The 19,345-nt window shown below is 66.3% G+C and carries 20 protein-coding genes; all 20 read right to left on the bottom strand.

Translation table 11 applies throughout. The features are described 5' to 3' along the window. A complete protein-coding gene (gene hypE, locus QW868_RS21025) occupies positions 1 to 1,041 on the bottom strand; it encodes a hydrogenase expression/formation protein HypE (protein ID WP_316231403.1) in 1,041 nt (346 codons plus the stop codon). After that, positions 1,038 to 2,165 (bottom strand): hydrogenase formation protein HypD, encoded by a 1,128-nt coding sequence (gene hypD, locus QW868_RS21030; RefSeq protein WP_316231404.1) that lies wholly within the window; start codon positions 2,163 to 2,165, stop codon positions 1,038 to 1,040. The genes hypE and hypD overlap by 4 nt, the downstream gene beginning before the upstream one ends. Next, a complete protein-coding gene (locus QW868_RS21035; protein ID WP_316231405.1) occupies positions 2,162 to 2,398 on the bottom strand; it encodes a HypC/HybG/HupF family hydrogenase formation chaperone in 237 nt (78 codons plus the stop codon). Before QW868_RS21035 ends, hypD begins: the two co-directional genes overlap by 4 nt. Continuing rightward, a complete protein-coding gene (gene hypF / locus QW868_RS21040; RefSeq protein WP_316231406.1) occupies positions 2,398 to 4,665 on the bottom strand; it encodes a carbamoyltransferase HypF in 2,268 nt (755 codons plus the stop codon). Before hypF ends, QW868_RS21035 begins: the two co-directional genes overlap by 1 nt. Next, positions 4,662 to 5,621: a hydrogenase nickel incorporation protein HypB gene (hypB, locus tag QW868_RS21045; RefSeq protein WP_316231407.1), complete on the bottom strand. Its 960-nt coding sequence runs from the start codon at positions 5,619 to 5,621 to the stop codon at positions 4,662 to 4,664. Before hypB ends, hypF begins: the two co-directional genes overlap by 4 nt. Further along, entirely contained in the window at positions 5,621 to 5,962 is a 342-nt protein-coding gene (gene hypA, locus QW868_RS21050; protein WP_315736719.1) for a hydrogenase maturation nickel metallochaperone HypA, read from the bottom strand. The genes hypB and hypA overlap by 1 nt, the downstream gene beginning before the upstream one ends. Then, positions 5,955 to 7,061 carry a nickel-dependent hydrogenase large subunit gene (locus QW868_RS21055; RefSeq protein ID WP_316231408.1) on the bottom strand — a complete coding sequence of 369 codons (1,107 nt, stop codon included), beginning with the start codon at positions 7,059 to 7,061 and terminating at the stop codon, positions 5,955 to 5,957. The genes hypA and QW868_RS21055 overlap by 8 nt, the downstream gene beginning before the upstream one ends. After that, on the bottom strand, positions 7,058 to 7,567 hold the full coding sequence (gene hybE, locus QW868_RS21060; RefSeq protein ID WP_315778867.1) for a [NiFe]-hydrogenase assembly chaperone HybE: 510 nt from the start codon (positions 7,565 to 7,567) through the stop codon (positions 7,058 to 7,060). Before hybE ends, QW868_RS21055 begins: the two co-directional genes overlap by 4 nt. Then, entirely contained in the window at positions 7,564 to 7,776 is a 213-nt protein-coding gene (locus tag QW868_RS21065) for a rubredoxin (RefSeq protein WP_315778869.1), read from the bottom strand. The genes hybE and QW868_RS21065 overlap by 4 nt, the downstream gene beginning before the upstream one ends. Next, complete coding sequence (locus QW868_RS21070; protein WP_315736714.1) at positions 7,773 to 8,636, bottom strand: hydrogenase expression/formation protein; 864 nt, start codon at positions 8,634 to 8,636, stop codon at positions 7,773 to 7,775. Before QW868_RS21070 ends, QW868_RS21065 begins: the two co-directional genes overlap by 4 nt. Continuing rightward, the gene (locus QW868_RS21075; protein ID WP_315736712.1) at positions 8,633 to 9,079 is read right to left on the bottom strand and encodes a hydrogenase accessory protein; all 447 of its coding nucleotides are present in this window, start codon (positions 9,077 to 9,079) and stop codon (positions 8,633 to 8,635) included. The genes QW868_RS21070 and QW868_RS21075 overlap by 4 nt, the downstream gene beginning before the upstream one ends. Positions 9,080 to 9,315: 236 nt before the next feature. After that, a complete protein-coding gene (locus QW868_RS21080) occupies positions 9,316 to 9,606 on the bottom strand; it encodes a HypC/HybG/HupF family hydrogenase formation chaperone (RefSeq protein ID WP_315736711.1) in 291 nt (96 codons plus the stop codon). 22 nt (positions 9,607 to 9,628) lie between these two features. Continuing rightward, positions 9,629 to 10,216 carry a HyaD/HybD family hydrogenase maturation endopeptidase gene (locus QW868_RS21085; protein WP_316231409.1) on the bottom strand — a complete coding sequence of 196 codons (588 nt, stop codon included), beginning with the start codon at positions 10,214 to 10,216 and terminating at the stop codon, positions 9,629 to 9,631. 12 nt (positions 10,217 to 10,228) lie between these two features. Then, a complete protein-coding gene (gene cybH / locus QW868_RS21090; RefSeq protein WP_316178504.1) occupies positions 10,229 to 10,972 on the bottom strand; it encodes a Ni/Fe-hydrogenase, b-type cytochrome subunit in 744 nt (247 codons plus the stop codon). Positions 10,973 to 10,986: 14 nt separating this feature from the next. Beyond that, a complete protein-coding gene (locus tag QW868_RS21095; RefSeq protein ID WP_315736708.1) occupies positions 10,987 to 12,777 on the bottom strand; it encodes a nickel-dependent hydrogenase large subunit in 1,791 nt (596 codons plus the stop codon). A gap of 21 nt (positions 12,778 to 12,798) precedes the next feature. Beyond that, positions 12,799 to 13,890: a hydrogenase small subunit gene (locus QW868_RS21100; RefSeq protein WP_315736707.1), complete on the bottom strand. Its 1,092-nt coding sequence runs from the start codon at positions 13,888 to 13,890 to the stop codon at positions 12,799 to 12,801. A gap of 233 nt (positions 13,891 to 14,123) precedes the next feature. Next, positions 14,124 to 15,563 carry a nickel-dependent hydrogenase large subunit gene (locus QW868_RS21105; RefSeq protein ID WP_316231410.1) on the bottom strand — a complete coding sequence of 480 codons (1,440 nt, stop codon included), beginning with the start codon at positions 15,561 to 15,563 and terminating at the stop codon, positions 14,124 to 14,126. Next, on the bottom strand, positions 15,560 to 16,576 hold the full coding sequence (locus tag QW868_RS21110; RefSeq protein ID WP_315796613.1) for a HupU protein: 1,017 nt from the start codon (positions 16,574 to 16,576) through the stop codon (positions 15,560 to 15,562). The genes QW868_RS21105 and QW868_RS21110 overlap by 4 nt, the downstream gene beginning before the upstream one ends. Positions 16,577 to 16,591: 15 nt before the next feature. Further along, positions 16,592 to 17,713, bottom strand: a complete 1,122-nt coding sequence (locus QW868_RS21115; protein WP_316231411.1) for a HoxN/HupN/NixA family nickel/cobalt transporter — start codon at positions 17,711 to 17,713, stop codon at positions 16,592 to 16,594. Positions 17,714 to 17,889: 176 nt separating this feature from the next. Continuing rightward, complete coding sequence (locus tag QW868_RS21120; RefSeq protein ID WP_316231412.1) at positions 17,890 to 19,206, bottom strand: trypsin-like serine protease; 1,317 nt, start codon at positions 19,204 to 19,206, stop codon at positions 17,890 to 17,892. Between the last annotated feature and the right edge of the window lie 139 nt (positions 19,207 to 19,345).

Here is a 19,345-nt window from a genome sequence, read left to right on the forward strand (position 1 = left end):
TCAGCAGATCCGCGGCAACTGCTCGCCGGACAGCCAGTCGACGATGCGGCCGCCGCCGAAGCTCGTCGCCATCTGGACGAAGCGGTGATCATCGGCCACCGCTTCGCCGATGTCAGCCGCATCGCGGCCGAGCGGATGCGCCTGCATGGCGGCGAGCACTGCGCCGGCCACCTCGGGCGCGACCACCGCGACGAGCTTGCCTTCGTTGGCGACATGCAGCGGATCGAGCCCCAGCAGCTCGCAGGCGGCTGCGACCGCAGGCTTCACCGGAATCGATTCCTCCTGCAGGCGGAAGCCGAGATTGGACTGCTGGGCGATCTCGTTCATCGTGGCCGCAACCCCGCCGCGCGTGGGATCGCGCATCAGCCGGATGCCGGCGCCGCCGGCCGCAACCATGTCGGCGACGAGACCGTGCAGCGAGGCCGAGTCCGAGATGATCTCGGTGTCGAAGGTGAGATTCTGCCGCCTCGACATGATGGCGACGCCGTGGTCGCCGAGGCTGCCGGACAGCAGCACGCGATCGCCGGGCCTGGCTTTGTCGGCCGACAAATCGAGGCCTTCCGGCAGCACGCCGACGCCGGCCGTCGAAATGAACACGCCATCCGCCTTGCCGCGCTCGACCACCTTGGTATCGCCGGTGATGATCGCGATGCCGGCCTCGCGCGCCGCCACTCCCATCGCATCGGCGATCCGCTTCAGATCGGAAAACGGAAACCCCTCCTCGATGATGAAGCTCGCCGACAGATACAGCGGCGTCGCGCCGGCCATGGCGACGTCGTTGACCGTGCCGTGCACCGCGAGCGAGCCGATATTGCCGCCGGGGAAGAACAGCGGCGACACCACATAGCCGTCGGTCGTCATCACCATGCGGCCGGCCGCAACGTCGAACGCCGACTGATCGTTGCCTCGCGCCAGCCATTCGTTGCCGAACGCCTCGTGGAACAGGCCGGCAATCAGTTGCGCCATCGCGCGGCCGCCGGCGCCGTGCGAGAGATCGACGCAGCCATTCTTCAGGTCGAGCCGGCGCTGATGCATGCTCATGATGCAAGCCTCCGCTGATGGTCGCGGAAGCGGCCATAGGTCCAATGCGCCGCGCAGGCGCCTTCCGACGACACCATGCAGGAGCCGATCGGCGTCTCCGGCGTGCAGGCGGTGCCGAACAGCCGGCAGTCCACCGGCTTCTTCAGGCCACGCAGAATGGCCGGACATTCGCAGGCCGGGTTGTCGGCGACGACCAGCTCGGACATGGCGAAGCGCAGTTCGGCATCGAGATGCGCAAAGCCGGGCCGCAATTTCAATGCGCTCGCCGGAATGCTGCCGAGACCGCGCCATTCGAACCGGTCGCGCAGCTCGAAGATCTCGGCGACCTCGCGGATGGCGCGCTGGTTGCCGCTGCCGGTGACGGCGCGACGATACTGGTTCTCCACCTCGTGGCGGCCGTCATTGACCTGCTCGATCAGCATCAGGATCGCCTGCATCATGTCGAGCGGCTCGAAGCCCGCGATCACGACCGGCTTGCCGTCATCGCGCGCGAACGGCGCGTAGGGCTCGGTGCCGATCACGGTCGAGACATGCGCCGGTCCGACGAAGCCGTCGATCTCGACCGTGTCGTCGCTGTCGAGGATCGCGCGCATCGCCGGCGGCGTCAGCACGTGGTTGCAGAACACGGTGAAGTTCGACAATTGCTTCTTCTCGGCGGCCCGGATCATCACGGCGGTCGGCGGCGTCGTGGTCTCGAAGCCGATGGCGAAGAACACCACCTCGCGACCGGGATTCTGTTCGGCCAGCGCGATCGCATCCAGCGTCGAATACACCATGCGGATGTCGGCGCCGCGCGCCTTCGCCTTGAGCAGCGAGGACCCGCGCGAGCCCGGCACGCGCATCAGGTCGCCATAGACGCAGAGGATGACCTCGGGGCGTTCGGCCAGCGCGATCGCCATGTCGATGCGCCCGGCCGGCAGCACGCAGACCGGGCAGCCGGGGCCGTGGATCATGCGAACATTGTCCGGCAGCATGTCCTCGAGGCCATAGCGCGCGATCGCATGGGTATGTCCGCCGCAGAACTCCATGAAGCGATAGGCGCGCGCCGGATCGGCCTTGGCGCGGATGGCGCGCGCAAGACCTGTCGCCAACTCCTTGTCGCGAAACTCGTCGGCATATTTCATGGCCTGACCTCCGCCACAGCCTCGCCCATCTGCCGGAGCAGATCGAGCGTCTCGCGCGCCTCCTCCGGATCGATCTTGGCCAGCGCATGGCCGACATGAAGAATGACGTAGTCGCCGACGGCGATCTCCTCGATCAGCGCGATCGAGACCTCCTTGCTGACGCCGTCGATCGAGACGATCGCCATCTCGTCAGGCAAGAGCTTGATCACCTCGGCAGGAATGGCCAGGCACATCAGACGGTCCCTCCAGACAGCACATTGCTTTGTGTGAGATGCAGACCAGCCACCCAGGCCTGCCCGAGGCTGAGGCCGCCGTCATTGGGCGGCAGCCGGCGCGGCAGCAGCGGATCGAGGCCTGCGGAACGGCAGCCGCGCACGACCTGCTCGGCCAGATGCGCATTGAGGAAACAGCCACCGCTCAGCACGACCGTGCCGATGCCGGTCGCGCGCGAAGCTCTCGCGATCCAGTCGACGCAGGCCGCCGCCAACGTGCCGTGAAACAGCCCGGCCGCTTCGACAGCGTCGAGATCTCGCGCGATCAGATGCGCGAGCAGCGGCCGCAGCGACAGCACGCCATCGGCAATGGTCCAGCCGCGCTCAAGCGTCGCCGGTTCACGCACCAGCGCCTCCAACTTCATGGCCGCCTCGCCTTCATAGCTCTGCACCGTGCTGACACCGAGCAAACCAGCTACGGCATCGAACAGCCGGCCGGCGCTGGTGGTGACCGCGGTATCGGCAAGGTCTAGCAGCGTGACTATGTTGCGCGACTGGGGCTGCGCTACGAAACGCCGCTCGATCTCGTCACCGCGACCGAAATCGTGCAGCACTGACGCCGCCATCCGCCACGGCTCCCGTGCGGCCCTGTCGCCGCCCGGCATCTTCAACGGGTTGAGATGACCGAGGCGCTGGAAGCCCGCGCTATCGCACGACAGCAACTCACCGCCCCAGGCGCCGCCATCGCTGCCATAGCCGTAGCCATCCAGCACCAGCGCGAGAGCGGGGCCGGTCACGTCCTGCTCGGCCATGACGGAAGCCGCATGCGCATGGTGATGCTGCACGGGCAACGTCGGCAGACCTCGTGCCTGCGCGAACCGGGTCGACGCCATGTCCGGGTGCATGTCATGCGCAATCGCGACCGGCTCGACGTCGAGGATGGAGGTGAGATGCGCGATCGTCTCCTCGAAGAAGCGGATCGCGGCCGCCGTGTCGAGATCACCGAGATGCTGCGATACGAACGCCTCGTCGCCGCGCGTTACCGTCACCGTCGCCTTCAGATGAGCGCCGACCGCGAGCACCGGCGGCACGGCACGTGCGAGCCGGATCGGCTCCGGTACATAGCCGCGCGCTCGCCTGACGAAGCGGGAAACGCCAGCCACGACAGCAAGCACGGAATCGTCGGCGCGGATGACGATGTCCCGGTCGTGGGTAACGATCAGATCCGCGATATCAGCCAGACCGCTCCTCGCTTCATCATTGTCGGTCAGCAGCGGCTCCCCGCTCGGATTGGCGCTGGTGCAGACCAGCGCCCATGGTCCGTCGGCAGCCGCGCGGCGGCCCGCCTCCAGCACATGGAAGATCAGATGATGCAGCGGAGCGACCGGCAGCATCACCCCGATCTTTGCGAGGCCTGGTGCGACCGAGGACGCAACACGCTGGCGTGAGCGCAACAGCACGATCGGCCGCGCCACCTGCTCCAGCAGCGCGCGCTCAGGCGCGTCGATCTCGGCAATCTCAGTTGCAGCGTCGGCCGTGGCCAACATCACGGCGAACGGCTTGCCGTCGCGCTGCTTACGGGCGCGCAGCCGCTGGACGGTCTGCTCATCTCGCGCATCACAGAGCAACTGATAGCCGCCGAGCCCCTTGACGGCGACGATCCTGCCATTCGCGAGCGCGGCCGCGATCTCATCGATGCCATGGCTGAGCCGCGGCCCGCAGCTTGGACACGAGATCGCCTCGGCATGAAAGCGGCGCCCTGCGCGATCGTCGTAGTCGGACCGGCAAGCCTCGCACATCGGAAAGTGATTCATCGCCGTGGACGCACGATCGTAAGGCAGGCGCTCGGCGATGGTGAAGCGCGGACCGCAATGGGTGCAGTTGACGAAGGGATAGAGATGGAAGCGGCTGCCGGGATCGAACAACTCGGCCAGGCACGCGGCACAGGTGGCGGCGTCCGGCACGATCCGCGTCGTGACGCGCCCACTCACGCTCTCGGCGATCCGGAAGCCCGTGCCGGCGTCGGCCACGATCGGCTCGACGGCGATGTCGTCGATGCGCGCCAGTGGCGGCGTCTGCCGCGGCAGAGCCTCGACGAATTCGGCGACCTCGTCGCCCTCGACCTCGATCAGCACGCCATCAGCATCGTTGGCGACGAAGCCGCCGAGCCGATGGCGGATCGCCAAGCCATGGACATAGGGACGAAAGCCGACGCCCTGCACGGCACCGCGGACGCGGAGCCGGAGGCGCGTATGGTTCGCCGCCGATGTCCGGCCGGGCGTGCTCATCCCTGCACCGCGTTCATCGCGCTCGCCCGCATCCGGTCCGACTGCTTCCTGATCCAGGCGTAGAACGCCGAGAGGCCCTCGCCGGTCTTGGCCGAGATCGTCAGCACCTCGATCTTCGGATTGACGCGGCGGGCATATTCGATCGTCTGCGCAAGATCGAAATCGAGCACCGGCGCCAGGTCGATCTTGTTGATCAGCATCAGCGATGACGCTGCAAACATGTCGGGATATTTGAGCGGCTTGTCCTCGCCCTCGGTGGTCGAGAACACGACGATCTTGCAGGCCTCGCCGAGATCGAAGGCGGCCGGACACACGAGGTTGCCGACATTCTCGATGAACAGCAGCCCGCCGCGCAGTGCCGGCAGCCGGCCATAGGCTTCGCCGATCATGGCCGCATCGAGATGGCAGCCCTTGCCGGTATTGATCTGGATCGCCGGAACGCCGGTGGCGCGGATGCGCTCGGCATCGTTGGAGGTCTGCTGGTCGCCCTCGATCACCGCGACAGGCCGGCTCTGCTTGAGATCGGAGACGGCGCGGACCAGCAGCGAGGTCTTCCCGGCGCCCGGGCTGGAGACGAAGTTGAATGCCAGCACGTCATGCGCGGCGAAGCGTGCGCGGTTCTCGGCCGCGAGCCGGTTGTTCTTGCCGAGAATGTCGCGTTCGATCTGGATGATGCGTCCGCTGGAGAGACCGGCAACCTCCTGCCCCGCAGGGTTGGCCGAGCAGTCGATGCGGTCGGCGGCGTGATCATGATGGTGGTCATGCGCGTGACCGTGATCATGATGGTCATGATCATGGTGACCATGCTCGTGATCATGATCATGGCAATGATGGCCGTGATGATGATGTCCGGACTGATCATGTCCATGAGCATGTTGATGCTCACCGTGATCGTGATGATGATCACCGGATTCGACGGAGGACTTGCCGTCACTGCAGCCGCACACCGTGCACATTACTCGACCTCCAGCTCCTTGACCCGCATGTCCTCACCGCCCGTGACCTGCAGCTGATGACTGCCGCAGGCCGGACAAGGCGCGTAGCGTTGGCTGATCTCGACGCTGCGCGAACAGCCCAGGCACCACGCCGTGCCCGGCTGTTCGATGATCTCGAGCGCCGCCCCCTGCAACAGGGTCTTCGCGGTCACCGCCTCGAAACAGAATCGCAGCGCCTCCGGCGCGACATGGCTGAGCGCACCGATCTCCAGCCACACCGTCTTCACCGTGGAGAAGGCGCCCTTGCGCGCCTCCTGCTCGACGATCTCGACGATGCCTTCGCACAGCGCCATCTCATGCATCGGCCATCTCCCGGAATGCCAGGTGATAGCCGACGCAGGGATCGAACGATCCGACCATCGTATTGATGGCCTCGCGATTGCCCGTGCCGCGCAGCGCAGCCCCGGTGAGGCTCCTCACGACAGGGCCGCGCGGGTGAAAATTCCATTCCGTCGGCGCCAGATACTCGAAACGCGAGACCGCGCCGTGCGCATCCAGCTCGATTGCGTGATGCAGCCGGCCGCGGGCGCATTCAACCGCGGCGCCGCCGCGCCGCGACCCGAGCGCGTAGCTCGCGATGGCATGCTGGTCGGCCGCTTCGTCCTCAGCCTCGCCGGCCTCGATCCAGCGGAACAGCTCGGCAACCTCGGTGATCTTGGCTGAGAGGCGTTCGACGGGACCGGCTGATGCCAACTGATGGCGCTCCGCATACCGGGCCCAGACCCCGGTCTCCGGAGCCCGGCCGTCGAGTTCCGGAGCCTCAGCAAAGGCAGATCCCACGTCCATCAATTGCGCGACGATGACGTCATCGTCGGCGGCCGACAGGATGTCGTGCGCGGCCGGCATGTGCCTCCATCCTCCATCGTCGACGGCCTTCCGGGCCGAGTCCATCAGAGATGCAAGCGGAGTTTCCGGCAGAACCGGCTCCGCTGGCAAGCCTATGCCCAGGACCACCATGTCCGTCTTGATTTGAGACAAGGTTGCAGCGCGAGATTGCTGCTGGGTGTCAGCGCCGGAATGCATCTGCAGCGACGCGACCGCCTGCAACAACCGTTGCGCCAGCTGCGCGTCACTGCGATTTTGCGCAAATGGCGCGATCAGCAGCCCGCGCATAAGCTCGGCGAAGCGCTCCACCACCACGGCCTTGATCCGACGGTGACGGGTCAACGGCGGCGCCTGCTCGCCGCGTGCGGCTTCCAACGCTGACAGCAGCGCGACCTGGTGCGCACTGGCGCACAGCGAGAACAACCGCGGCAGGGCCGCGAGCAGCATATCGGCCGGCTTGCCGGCGAACAGTCGTCCCAGCGGCGGCCTCGTGCGCGGCTGAATGTCGACGCCTGTGATCAGCCGATCGGCGACCGACAGCGTCACGTCGATGCGGTTGCGAAAGGTGAGGGTCATGCGCGGCCCTCGGAGAGGGTGCCGCGCAGGAACGCACGGCGATCGATCGCGCTCGACGCCTTCGCAGCGCGTTCGGACGACAGATCATCCTCCGGCGCCGTCATCAGCGCGGCGAGCGCAGCCTCCGCCGCCGCACGCGCCGCGGTCATGTCCTCGAACTGGAACATCGGCGAGAACAGCGAGCAGCTCGCGATCCGACCGACCTCGGCAACATCGCCGATCGTGAATTCGAACGAGCCAGCCGGAAGCACGATCTTGACGACGGATCCGGCGGCGCCTTGTGCGGCCGGAGTGACCACGTTCATGAACCAGGGCGTGACGACGATGCCGAGGATGCGGCCGTCGACCACTGAAAATCCGATCGCCTCGACGTCGAGCGCGTCGTGATAGATCGGCAGCTCGCGCATCGCACGAGCGCCGATCTCGCGATAAACGCCGGCAAGACGCTCGCCCCACGCGGCCGGCGTGACGTCCGACGTCCCCTGCCCGACCGCCTCAGTGCTCATGGCCCGACCACCATGAACTTGGCTTTCGGCGCATCGCAGTTCGGGCAATGCCAGTCATCCGGCAAGGCCGCGAACGGCGTGCCCGGCGGAATCTGCGCGACGCCATCCCCCTCGGCCGGGTCGTAGCGCGTCCAGCAGATGCCGCACTCCAGCAGCACGTCATCAGCGAGATCGCTGCGGACACCGAAATTCTCGAAGCCGCCGCTCATGTGAAATAGGCCTCGATGATCTGGGTCAGACGCTCGGCCGAATCCTCGAAATCCTCAGCCGCGGCGAGCGCGACCACCGGCACACCGCCGACCTCGAGGGTGTCGAGAATGATCGTGTCCATGGCGTTGAAGAACTGCACCGACCAGACATGACGGATGCCGGTCGCGAGCACGCGGCAGGTGCCGTAGCCACGCGACATCAGCTGGATCGGGCCGTTGCCGAGCGTCTGCTGCAGGAAGCTCATGTCGGTTGGGCTCATCGGCAGCAGCGTGAAGTTGATGGTCTGCGAGCGCTGACCTGGTCGCCAGGACAGCGCGCGCTCGCGGATCTCGGCGAGCACCGGCAGCGCGTTCATGGTGCCCTCGGGCACAGGGCCGATCACGATGTCACCTGCAGTCAGATCGGCGGCGGCGCGCGATACGATCTCCGGGACGGCGCCGATTTCGACGTAGTCGTGTCGCTCGTCCGCCTCCAGCCGCACCCGCCATATTCCGGCGAGCACCGATTCCTGGATCTGAGCCAGCGTGCCGTCGGGAAGAGCCACGACGCCGGCGACCTCGCCCTCGCCCAGCACGTCGTCGATCAGCCGGCGCTCGAGATCGTTGAGGCCCTCGAGCCGGAATAATTGCGTCGGCGCGCCGGCGGTCTGCGCCGCGATGGCCGCTGCAATCGTCGACAACAGCTCGACCGCCCGCGGGCAGCTCCGCGCCAACGCCTCCGAGTCGAGCGAGGCCAGCTTGGCCAGGGCCCCGGACGCGGTCAGCCCCTTGTGCGAGGTATCGAGCGCCTCTTCGCCGATCGGAAAGATGTTGACCGGCTCCTCGGCTCCTTCAGGCGCGATCCAGAATCCCGGCTTCATCGCTCGGCTCCCGCAGGCTGATGGACTGGGACGATGCTGGCAACGACCGTTGCAGTCGCGCCCTGCGGCCGGTCGATCAGCCGCGAGATGCGATCGACATAGACAGACCAGTCCTGGATCTTGGCGATCAGGCCGAGCGTCTCCGCCCCGCGGCACAGGATCAGGCTCGGCTGCACGCGCACGCCGAAGCGCGTCCCGAGCTCCGCCTCCGCGTCGCGCGCGATGACCGCGCCACGCAGCCGGCCGTGAAACGCGGTGATCAGCTCCGGCAGCACGATGGCCACATCGAGCGCCTCCGGAAACCGCGCGGGATCACCGGCCGACAGCAGCACGGCGACCAGCCCGGCGCGATCGGCCTCGGCGAGAAAGGCGTCGACGGTGCCGGCATCGACCTCCGGCAACCCGCCTCGCATGCGCGCGGGGTCACGCTGCTGCATTTCCATCGACGTTTCTCCCTGACCAGTTATCGTTGCCGTGCTCTCCATGTTAGCAATCAACGTGCCAGACGCCCGCGCGACAGCGGAACGCTCAATACGTTGAAATATCTCATATTTTTATTGAAATTAAGAGCTCCGCAATCAATCGGAAAGCCGCTTTCCAGATAATGTCTGGCAACTTACTTTTTCTTATGGAAATCTTATTGCCAGGAATCTGGCGCCCATCCAAGGGCATAACACCGCTACCGCAGATGCTCCGGAAGCTCCGGCTCGCGCCCGATCAGGTCGGCGAAGAAGTCGTCGCAATTCTCGCCGTTCACGGCCGCCTGCAGGCCGCGCAGCGCCTCGCCGATCAGCCGCGCTTCTTCGTCATCGAGCAGGCGAACGGCGTTGTCGATATAGACGAGCACCTTGGCCCCGACCGGCGGGTTCGACAGCAACAGCACCGAGACGCGGCGCTCCTCGCCGTCGAAGCTGCACAGCGCCGAGACGCCATCGGTCTCGAGGATTGTCATCGGCAGGCCAAGACACATGTCGGATTCCCTCGCGACGCGGTCACTCGGCCGGGCGCGACCGCTGCTCATAGCTGTGATGGTCGATGTCGTTGGCGAGCAGGCGCGAGTCGCCGGCGAGCGGCTCACGCCGCGGCATGGCCGGCGCGCCCCATTCCGCCAGCAGGGCGCAGGCCTGCTCGATCGCCGGCGCGATCTGCGCACGAACCGGCGCAGTCAGCGGACCGCCCCAATCCTCGAGGTCGAGCGGCTGGCAGCCGATCAGCGCAAGCCGCTGCGGATAGCGGCCGAGCAGGTCGGCCGCGCTCAGCACTTCCTGGAAGCCCGTCTGGTGCAGGCTCATCTTCTTGGCGCCGGTGAAGCGCGGCACCTCGTCATCGCGGACGAGCTTGAGCTCGCCCGGCACAAGGCCATAGTCGATGGCGTCGAACACGATCAGGCCGTCGGCTTCCTCGACATAGTTGACGAGGTAAAGTCCCTGCGTGCCGCCATCCAGGATCGTGACGTTGTCGGGCACGGTGAAGCGGCGGTGGAATTCCTCCACCACCCGCACGCCGAAGCCTTCGTCAGCCCAGAGAATGTTGCCGATCCCGAGCACCAAAATGCGATCGCGCCCGCGCTCATCGACCATGCCGGCCCCCTGCTACTCGCGGAACTGCCGTTCGCCTGAGATCATCGAGGAGATGATGCTCTGGCGCGACATGATGTCTTCGCGAATGGCGGCATAGACATGCACCATCACGAACGTGACCAGCGCCCACATCCCGAGATGATGCCAGGTATGCACATCCTGGCTGTTCGGCCAGATCGCAAATACCCAGCCAAACAATTTGTGCTGCCAGCTGTCGATCCCGGTGCCTTCCGAATAGAGCGCAAAGCCAGTGACGATCATGAAGGCGACGAACAGCGTGAAGCCGGTGAACATTGCCGTCTGCGCCAGGGGATTGTGGCCGACATACATCTTCGGCTCACGCTCCAGGAACGCGTACCAGCGAATCTCGTGCAGCACTTCCTTCCAGAACTGCTTGCGATGCACCGGAATGTAGAAGATCTGCCGGGAGTGATGGTTGCCGACGAAGGCCCAGAAGATGCGGGCGAGGAAGAACACCGCCAGCACCTGTCCGGCCGCGAAATGGGCAAAGCGGATATAGCCCATCACGAAGTTCGCGGACGCCTCTCCCGACACCGTCGGGAGCGGCGATCCGATCAGATAGCCCGTGACCATCAGCACCAGAATCGCGAACGCGTTGACCCAGTGGCAGATGCGCACGGGCGCTTCGTAGACATAAACCGTGGGCCGGCCGATCGCATGCTCGCCGGCCGCATCGGCCGCGATCGCGGCCAGATTGGGCTCGGACTCCGCGGGACGTGCAACTGCATCCATCATGGTGCTTCTCCCGCCTACCTGACCTTGACCTTGGCCAGCTCCTGTCCGTCCGGACTCATGACGTGCGTCGAGCAGGCCAGACACGGATCGAAGGAATGGATCGTGCGCAGGATCTCGAGCGGCTGCTCGGGATTGGCCATCGGGGTGTTCATCAGCGACGCCTCGAATGCGCCGATGTTGCCCTTGGGATCCCTGGGCGAGCCGTTCCAGGTCGTCGGCACGACGCACTGGTAGTTATCGATCTTGGTGTCCTTGATCTTGATCCAGTGCGCGAGCGCGCCGCGCGGCGCCTCGGTGAAGCCGACGCCCTTGGCCTCTTTCGGCCAGCTCTCGGGCTTCCATTTGTCGACATTCGCCGTCGAGCTGTCGCCCGCCTTGATGTTGGCGATCAGCTTGTCCTGGAAGTAGCGCATCTGCCGTCCGGCCCAGACCGATTCCAGCGCGCGCGCCGCGGTGCGGCCGAGCGTGGAGAACAGCGCCGTCAGAGGCAGGTCGAGATCTTTCAGGAACTTGTCGACGGGATCCTTGAACTCCGCCTTGTTCTGCGCATAGCCGACGACCCAGCGTGCGAGCGGTCCGACCTCCATCGCATGTCCGCGCCAGCGCGGCGCCTTGATCCAGGAATATTTGCCGCCCTCGTCGAGCTCCTTGATGTCGGTCTTGGTGCCCTTGGCATTGGGACCGAGCACGTAGTTCGGCTCGGTGATGCCGTCCCAGGGATGCAGCCCCTTGGTCTCGTCGGGATATTTGTACCAGGAATGAACCACGAACTCCTGGATCTCGTCCGGATTGGCGTGATCGACCGGAAACACCTCGGACAGGTTGCCGTTGATGATCGCTCCACGCGGCAGCTTCAAGCTCTTGGCGGAGTAGTCATTGGCATGCTCGGGCACGTCGCCGTAGGCGAGCACGCTCTTGCCGGACAGGCCGCCGCCATAGAGCCAGTCCTTGTAGAACGAGCCGATCGCGGCGACGTCGGGGAGATAGACCATCTCGTTGAACTCGATCAGGCGATCGATGATCGAGGAGACCAGGTTCAGCCGCTCGATGTTGATGGCGCCGACCGCACCGGTGCCGTCGATGTTGATCGGACACGGCACGCCACCCACGAGCCAGTTGGGGTGCGGGTTCTTGCCGCCGAAGATGGTGTGGATCTTGACGATCTCCTTCTGGAAATCGAGCGCCTCCAGATAGTGCGCCACCGCCATCAGGTTGGCCTCGGGCGGCAGCTTGTAGGCCTTGCTGCCCCAATATCCATTCTTGAACGGGCCGAGCTGCCCCGACTCGACGAACTTCTTGAGGCGGGTCTGGAGGTCCCTGAAATAGCCGGGCGACGACAGCGGCCAGCTCGAGATCGACTGCGCCAGTGTCGACGTCGCCTTCGGATCGGCCGAGAGCGCCGAGACCACGTCGACCCAGTCCAGCGCGTGCAGATGATAGAAGTGCACGACGTGGTCGTGCACCTGCAGCGCAAGCTGCATGAGGTTGCGGATGGAGTTGGCATTTTCCGGAATGGTGATGCCGAGCGCGTTCTCGACCGCGCGCACCGATGTGAGCGCATGCGTTCCGGTGCAGACGCCGCAGATCCGCTCGGTGAAGGCCCAGGCGTCGCGCGGATCGCGATTCCTGAGGATCACCTCGATGCCGCGCCACATCGTGCCGGTGGAAACCGCATTGCGGATGACATTGTCGGAGTCGACGTTGACCTCGACCCGCATGTGTCCCTCGATGCGGGTGACCGGATCGACGACAATGCGCTTGCCGGAATTGTCGAGATTGAAGCCGTTGGGAGTCTGGATGCCCATCGTTGCCTGCCCTGAATGCGATCAATGATCTTGTTTGGCGTCGTCGCGCTTGGTGGCGAGCCGTTTCACGGCCGTCACCGCCGCATGCGCCGCGACCGCTGCGCCCACCGTGCCCGCGGCCACCATGCCGACCTGGTCGGCGTTGTGCTCGATGCCGAACTGCTTGATGTTGGTGAGGCGGTCGTAGAACGAGCCCTTGTCCCAGAAGCCGTCCTCGGAGCAGCCGATGCAGCCGTGACCGGACTGGATCGGGAACGACACGCCGCCGTTCCAGCGCACCGTCGAGCAGGCATTGTAGGTGGTCGGGCCCTTGCAGCCCATCTTGTAGAGGCAGTAGCCCTTGCGCGCGGCCTCGTCGTCCCACTCCTCGACGAACTGGCCGGCGTCGAAATGCGGTCGGCGATAGCACTTGTCGTGGATACGTTGTGAGTAGAACATCTTCGGCCGGCCCTGGCGGTCGAGCTCCGGCAGCTTGCCGAAGGTGGTGATGAAGGTGACGACGCCGGTCATGACTTCCGCGATCGGCGGGCAGCCCGGCACCTTGATGATCGGCTTGTTGGTGATGACCTTGTCGATCGGGGTCGCCTGCGTCGGATTGGGCTTTGCCGCCTGCACACAGCCCCAGGAGGCACAGGCGCCCCAGGCGATGATCGCCATGGCGTCCTCGGCCATCATCTTCAGCTTCTCGACGAACGGCTTGCCGCCGTCGATGCAGAACATGCCACCTTCGTTCAGCGGCGGATTGCCTTCGACCGCGAGGATATACTGTCCCTTGTACTTCGCGCGTGTCTCGTCGAGGATGGCCTCCGCCTGGTGGCCGGCCGCCGCCATGATGGTGTCGTCATAGTCGAGCGAGATCATCGACAGCACGGCATCCTTCACCAGCGGATGCGCCGAGCGGATGAAGCTCTCCGAGCAGCACGTGCACTCCAGCCCGTGCATCCAGATGACCGGCGTGCGCGGCTTGGTTTCCAGCGCATTGGCGATGCGGCTCGCCGCGACCGGACCGAGGCCGAGGCTCGTCGCGGTCAGGCTGCAGAATTTGTGAAAGCTGCGCCGCGTGATGCCCTGACGCCTGATGACGCTGTAAAAGGTTTCCGTTGCCGCGCCCATGAGTCCTCCCCTGACATCGCGTTGGCGATCATCTGATCGCGTTCTGGCGAGAAGGACAGCAAGATGCGGGCCAGCATCATTGCTGGATTTGAATCATAATGATTTCAGATGCTTGAAGCGGTGCGATCGCAGCGACGGAGCCTTCGGTGGTGGATCGCGCGCGACAATCGGAAATCACGCGCTTTGCACCGACAATCTTGTTTCCGCTTGCCGCCTGCCTGTGTGCAGCGCGCTCAATGCGCCGTGCAGACCATGCAGGGATCGAACGACCGCACAACGTGCTGGATGCCGACCGCACGCGCGCCGGCATCGCCGACCTCGGTGCCGACGAGCGCCTGCTCGAGCGGGCCGGCAACGCCATCAGCGTCGCGCGGCGAAAAATTCCAGCTCGTCGGCGCGATGATCTGATAACGCTCGATCCGGCCGGAGCGCACCGCGAGCCAGTGGCCGAGGCTGCCGCGCGCAGCCTCCACGACCCCGACGAAGTGGCCGTCGGCCGCCTCACCGCTGTTCACGCAGAACGGCTCGTTGAGACGCAGCGCCTTGATCCAGTGCTCGATCGACAGCGCGAGTTGCGCGGTTTCGATCAGCCGGGCGATGACACGATTGCGGACATTGCTGCGACCGCTCGCGAGCAGCGCGGTGACCAACGGCTGACCGTCGATGGCCTGCCTTGCGAGAGCGCCGACCTCGACCGGTTCTCCCGCGAGACGCGGCGCCTTGCACCAGCTATAGGCGTCGGCTTTGTCGGCATCGGGCACGGTGCGGCTCTCGGACGGATCGAGCGACGTATCGTGCATCCAGGCGTGCGAGACGTCCTCGGTGATGCCGTCCGACGGCAAAGCCTGGACCTCGCCACTGCTCGTGCGGACGCCAGCGCGAAAACGAGCTCCATTGAAGTCGTGATACGCGCCGAAGCTCATCAAGAGACCTGGTCCGCTGCCGAGGTCGGCCAGCGCGAGCGCATCGGCCAGCCGAAGGAAATGCGCGAAGTCGCCGGCTCGGCCCTCGCGCCAACGGTCGAGTTCGTCCGGCGTCGACAAGGCGAGCACGTTCTCCAACTTGTCGGCGAACAGGACGCGCTCAAGGAAACCGCGAAACGACGCCGCGATCGCGCTGAGCCGCACGCGCTCGCCGAGCTCGATCGCGCGGGTCGTCCCGCCTGGCTGGAAGGCGAGACTGTGCGGCCATTTGCCGGCGATCAGGCCCATGATCTCGAGCAGTCGCGCGCGCGCAGGCAGCGCATCGCGGGCAGCGCTGCCCTTCGTCGCCGCGAAACGTTCGGCCGCGGCCGAATGCCAAGCGTGCGAGGCATAAGCATCGCGGGCGAAGTCCGGCATGAAGAAGATGTAGAAATGCGTCAGATGATCCGCCGCGTTCTCGGCCGCGTGCGCGATGTTGCTCGCGAGGATGCCGTTTGGTGCTGCCGCAATGCCCATGGCCTGGCGCAACGCCGCGGCGGCCGCGATCGATTGCGACACGGAGCAGATGCCGCAGATGCGCGGCGCGATGACCAGGGCGTCGAGCGGCGGCCGGCCCTCAAGGATCTGCTCGAAGCCGCGATAGAGCGGCGCCGTCACCTCCGCCCGCGCGACGCGGCCGCTCTCGATATCGAGCCTGACCTCGAGATCGCCTTCGACACGATTGAACGGTCCGACCGTGATCCGCGTCATGGACGGCGCTTGTCGCCGGAACGGCCCGGCGGCACCACGACATGATCCGCCGTCGCATTGACTCGGACGCGGCGCGGCGTGGCCGATTTCGACAGCGCTGCGAGCGCGACGAACCAGGCTTTCGGCATGTCGGTGGGAAGGCCGACGGGGATGCCGGCGAGCTTCGCCGTCTCCAGATAGTTCTGCGCGCTCTCGAAGCCCGGCGAGGTGCAGGCGATGCAGGCATAACCGCCCTTGGTGCAGGAGCCGCCGCCGTTCCACGAGCGCTGATTGCAGTCGCCGACCGCCTGCGTTGCGCGGCAGCCGAGATGCTCCATCAGGCAGCCGCGCTCCGACATCGTCTCCGCGCTCGCCTTGAACTCGTAGAACTCGTTGCGCGAGCAGCCGTGATGAGCGAGGTGGTTGGCGATGAAGGTCGGACGGCCGACCGCGTCGAGACCGTCTGCCGTCAGATCGCCCGAGGTAAGCGCCAGCAGGCTCTCCATCATCCAGCCCGGATGCGGCGCACAGCCTGCGACGTTGATCACCGGCAGCCCGCGTTTCGAGCGGAAGGCCGCGCCAAGCGCGCCGCCGATATCGCTGCCCTCGAACTGCAGTCCGACCGCATCGGTCGGATTGATGCCAGCCGCGGGAATGCCGCCATAGGCGGCGCAGCTGCCGACGGCGACGACGTAGTCGGCCAGCGGCGCCAGATCGAGCAGCCAGTGATAGATCGAGCGGTTGGTGCCGGCGAGCATGTTGAAGCGGCCGCTCAGACCGGGGCCTCGCGCCACCGAGCCTTCGAGCACCAGCAGATCGAGCCGCTCGCGGCCGTCGCGGATCGCCTCTAACAGCTCCACGACCTCGTCCCCTGTCTGCTCGCTGACGGAGGGATGCCACACCAGATCGATGCCGGATTGGCGCAATTCGTCAAACCAGCCGGACGCGCCGCTTTCCAGGATCGACATCGTGCAGCCGCCGCAGCTCGCGCCCTGCAGCCACAGCATCCTGATCGTTCCCTCCGAGCCGACCATCATGAGGCCCCGCTCCTAGCCCGTCTTATGCGTTCCGCTTCGTATCGCCGGCGGGTTTAGCGCCCCCGCACGAACGCTGGCAAGCGCTTCGCCGGGCGTCGCCTCGGAACCGCGCTGACTGCGACCGAGCAGCATGGCGACCGCCCAGATCAGTCCGAACACGCCGATCGCGACGAGCCCGAGATTGGCGAGGTCGCCGCCCAGCGCGGTGGCGACGTCAGCCCATCCCCCCGTCAGGCCAAGCCGCTGCGCCAACAGCGTGAACGCCTCGAAGCTGCCGATCACCAGCGCGATCGCAACGGATGCGCCGGTGATCACGAGGTTATAGCGCAGCTTGCGTGCGGGATCGGTCAGCGCCCAGCGATAGGCGCCGACCATCAGCATGCTGTCGGCGGTGTCGACGGTGGCCATCGCAGCCGCGAACAGCGCCGGGAATACCAGCACATGGACGAGGCTCGCGCCGCGCGCAGCCTCGGTCGCCGACAGGCTGAGAAGCCCGATCTCGCTCGCGGTGTCGAAGCCGAGACCGAACAGGAAGCCGAGCGGATACATGTGCCAGGCGCGTCCCACCAGGCGGAGCACGGGGCGCAGCAGGCGGATGAGGATGCCCCGTCCGCTGTTTCCGGCTGTTTCCATCTCGGACTGCGGCTGTGCGGCGCGGCGCCAGAGGTTCACGAACAGAATGAGGTTCGCCAACGCGATAAGCAGCAGGAAGCCGGCCGATACCGACGTGCCGATGACGCCGCCGATCGCCCTGATCGCACTCTCTTCATCCAGGAGGTCGGCGCCGGCGATGAGGCTCACGACGATGGTGGCGATGACGACGACGCTGGAATGGCCGAGCGCAAAATAGAGGCCGGCGGCGCGCGGGGCGCTACCGTCCTGCACCAGCTTCCGCACGACGTTGTCGATCGCCGCGATGTGATCCGCATCGACCGCATGGCGCAGTCCGAGCAGCCAAGCCAGCATCGCGGTGCCGACGATGGCGGGCCGGTCGGCGTAGAGCGCGAATGCCCAGGCCCAGGCGAGCGCGTTGGCCGCGACCAGCCCGGCGACGAGCGCGACGGTCCGGCCGGGCTGCGACCGCCACCACAGCAGCCGCGCGGCCCGAGGATGATCAATTGGAACAATCGTCATACTCGGACTATAGCAAGAGCCAGGCCAGTTCGGTAAAGCCCCCGCTGCAGGCAAAAGCTGCAGGAAAACCTGGGCGGCGCTTCCCGGATTGCCCTCTCGCTTGGCAACCCGCTATCCAGTCACGCACAGATCATGACCAGCGGCGGGGACCTCGTCCCTCTCGCCCCCTCCTTCCCTCACCGCGCCGAGGCACTCTGTGCCGCGATCTCGCGCCGCACGACCGCCTCGAACTGGCTCGCGGGGGCGGCGAACATCAGCCGGGTCTCCTCGTGGAACGCCGAGAAGATGCCGACCACGGCCGGCTCCCCGCCGACCTCGGCGAGGATCGGCGAGCCCGAATAGCCGAAATTGGCCAGGCAATGCACTGTCAACAGCCGGGCATCCCCGGTCATGCCGGCGCTGCAATTGCGCTGGCCGGTCGGCGAATAGCGCCGCTCCTGGCCATAGCCGATCTCGGAGATGGTTCCGGCCGTGGTCGCAGCCGCGAGCTCCTCGCGGGTCAGCGCCTTGACCGCCACCGGCTTCGACGGCAGCGCGTCCTTCAGCACGATCAGCGCCCAATCGGCGGGCGAGCGGTCGAGCGACCATCTGTCGTGCCGGGTCGGCACGAAATCGGGCGCCACGATCAGCTTGTCGGCGACCGACGATGCCGCCGGCGTGCCACGGTTCATGCCGGCCAGGAAGCGGACATTGCCGGGGCTGACCTGCGCCACGCCGTTGAACACGCAATGCGCGGCGGTGAGCACGACGCGCGGCGCCACCAGGGTGCCGGTGCACCAGCCGCCGCTCGAGTATTGCGCGACGGTGACGACGCCGATCGACGACGCCGGCCAGGAGGTGGGATCGACGACCTCGCCGATGTGGCGATCGAGCCCGAGCAGTTGCTCCGGACGCGGAGTGGCAATGCCCGCCTCCGCCGATTCCGGTTTCGGCTGCCAGGACGCAATGGCGCTCTGGGCCTGGACGCGCTGCGGCTCGGTCAACCTGACCCGCTGCACGTCGCGGCCGGCCGATCGCACGCCGTTGCGGCCGGCCATCACCAGCCAGGCATAACCCTGCACGACGTCCTGCTTTGCGCCACGGCCGTCGAGCAGCATCAGGCCGAGCATGTATTGCGACTGCGCGAAGCCCTGCGCCGCGGCGCGGCTGAACCAGCGACTGGCTTCGCCGTAATTGCTCGCAACACCCTCGCCATTGACGTAGGCGATGCCGAGATAATGTTGCGCGACGGCTAGCCCCTGATCGGCGGCCTTGCGGTACCAGGCCAGCGCCTCGCTCGGATTACGCGGCACGCCCCAGCCGAACGCCTGCATGAAGCCGACGTCGAACTGCGCCCGCGCATCGCCCTTGGCGGCCAGCGGCAGCAGCCGTCGCATCGCCGCCGCATGCTGCCCGTTGCCTGCCGCCGCGACCGCGTCTTCGAGCTCGGCGGCCGGGGCGCCCGCCAGGCTGCCGAGCAGCATGACAAGAGATATGATGATGGTCTTGATCAAGGGCGTCCGCTGGGACCGAAACATCGTGACGGGCCACGAAGCAGACACGATCAAGACGGCGGCGGCGTGGCGGAAAGCGGACCGCGATCTCCTCAATCGGGCCCGCTCGCGCCTCACACCTGCTTCATCCTCACGCCCG

The organism is Bradyrhizobium sp. SZCCHNR1051 (assembly GCF_032489615.1).
Classification (GTDB): domain Bacteria; phylum Pseudomonadota; class Alphaproteobacteria; order Rhizobiales; family Xanthobacteraceae; genus Bradyrhizobium.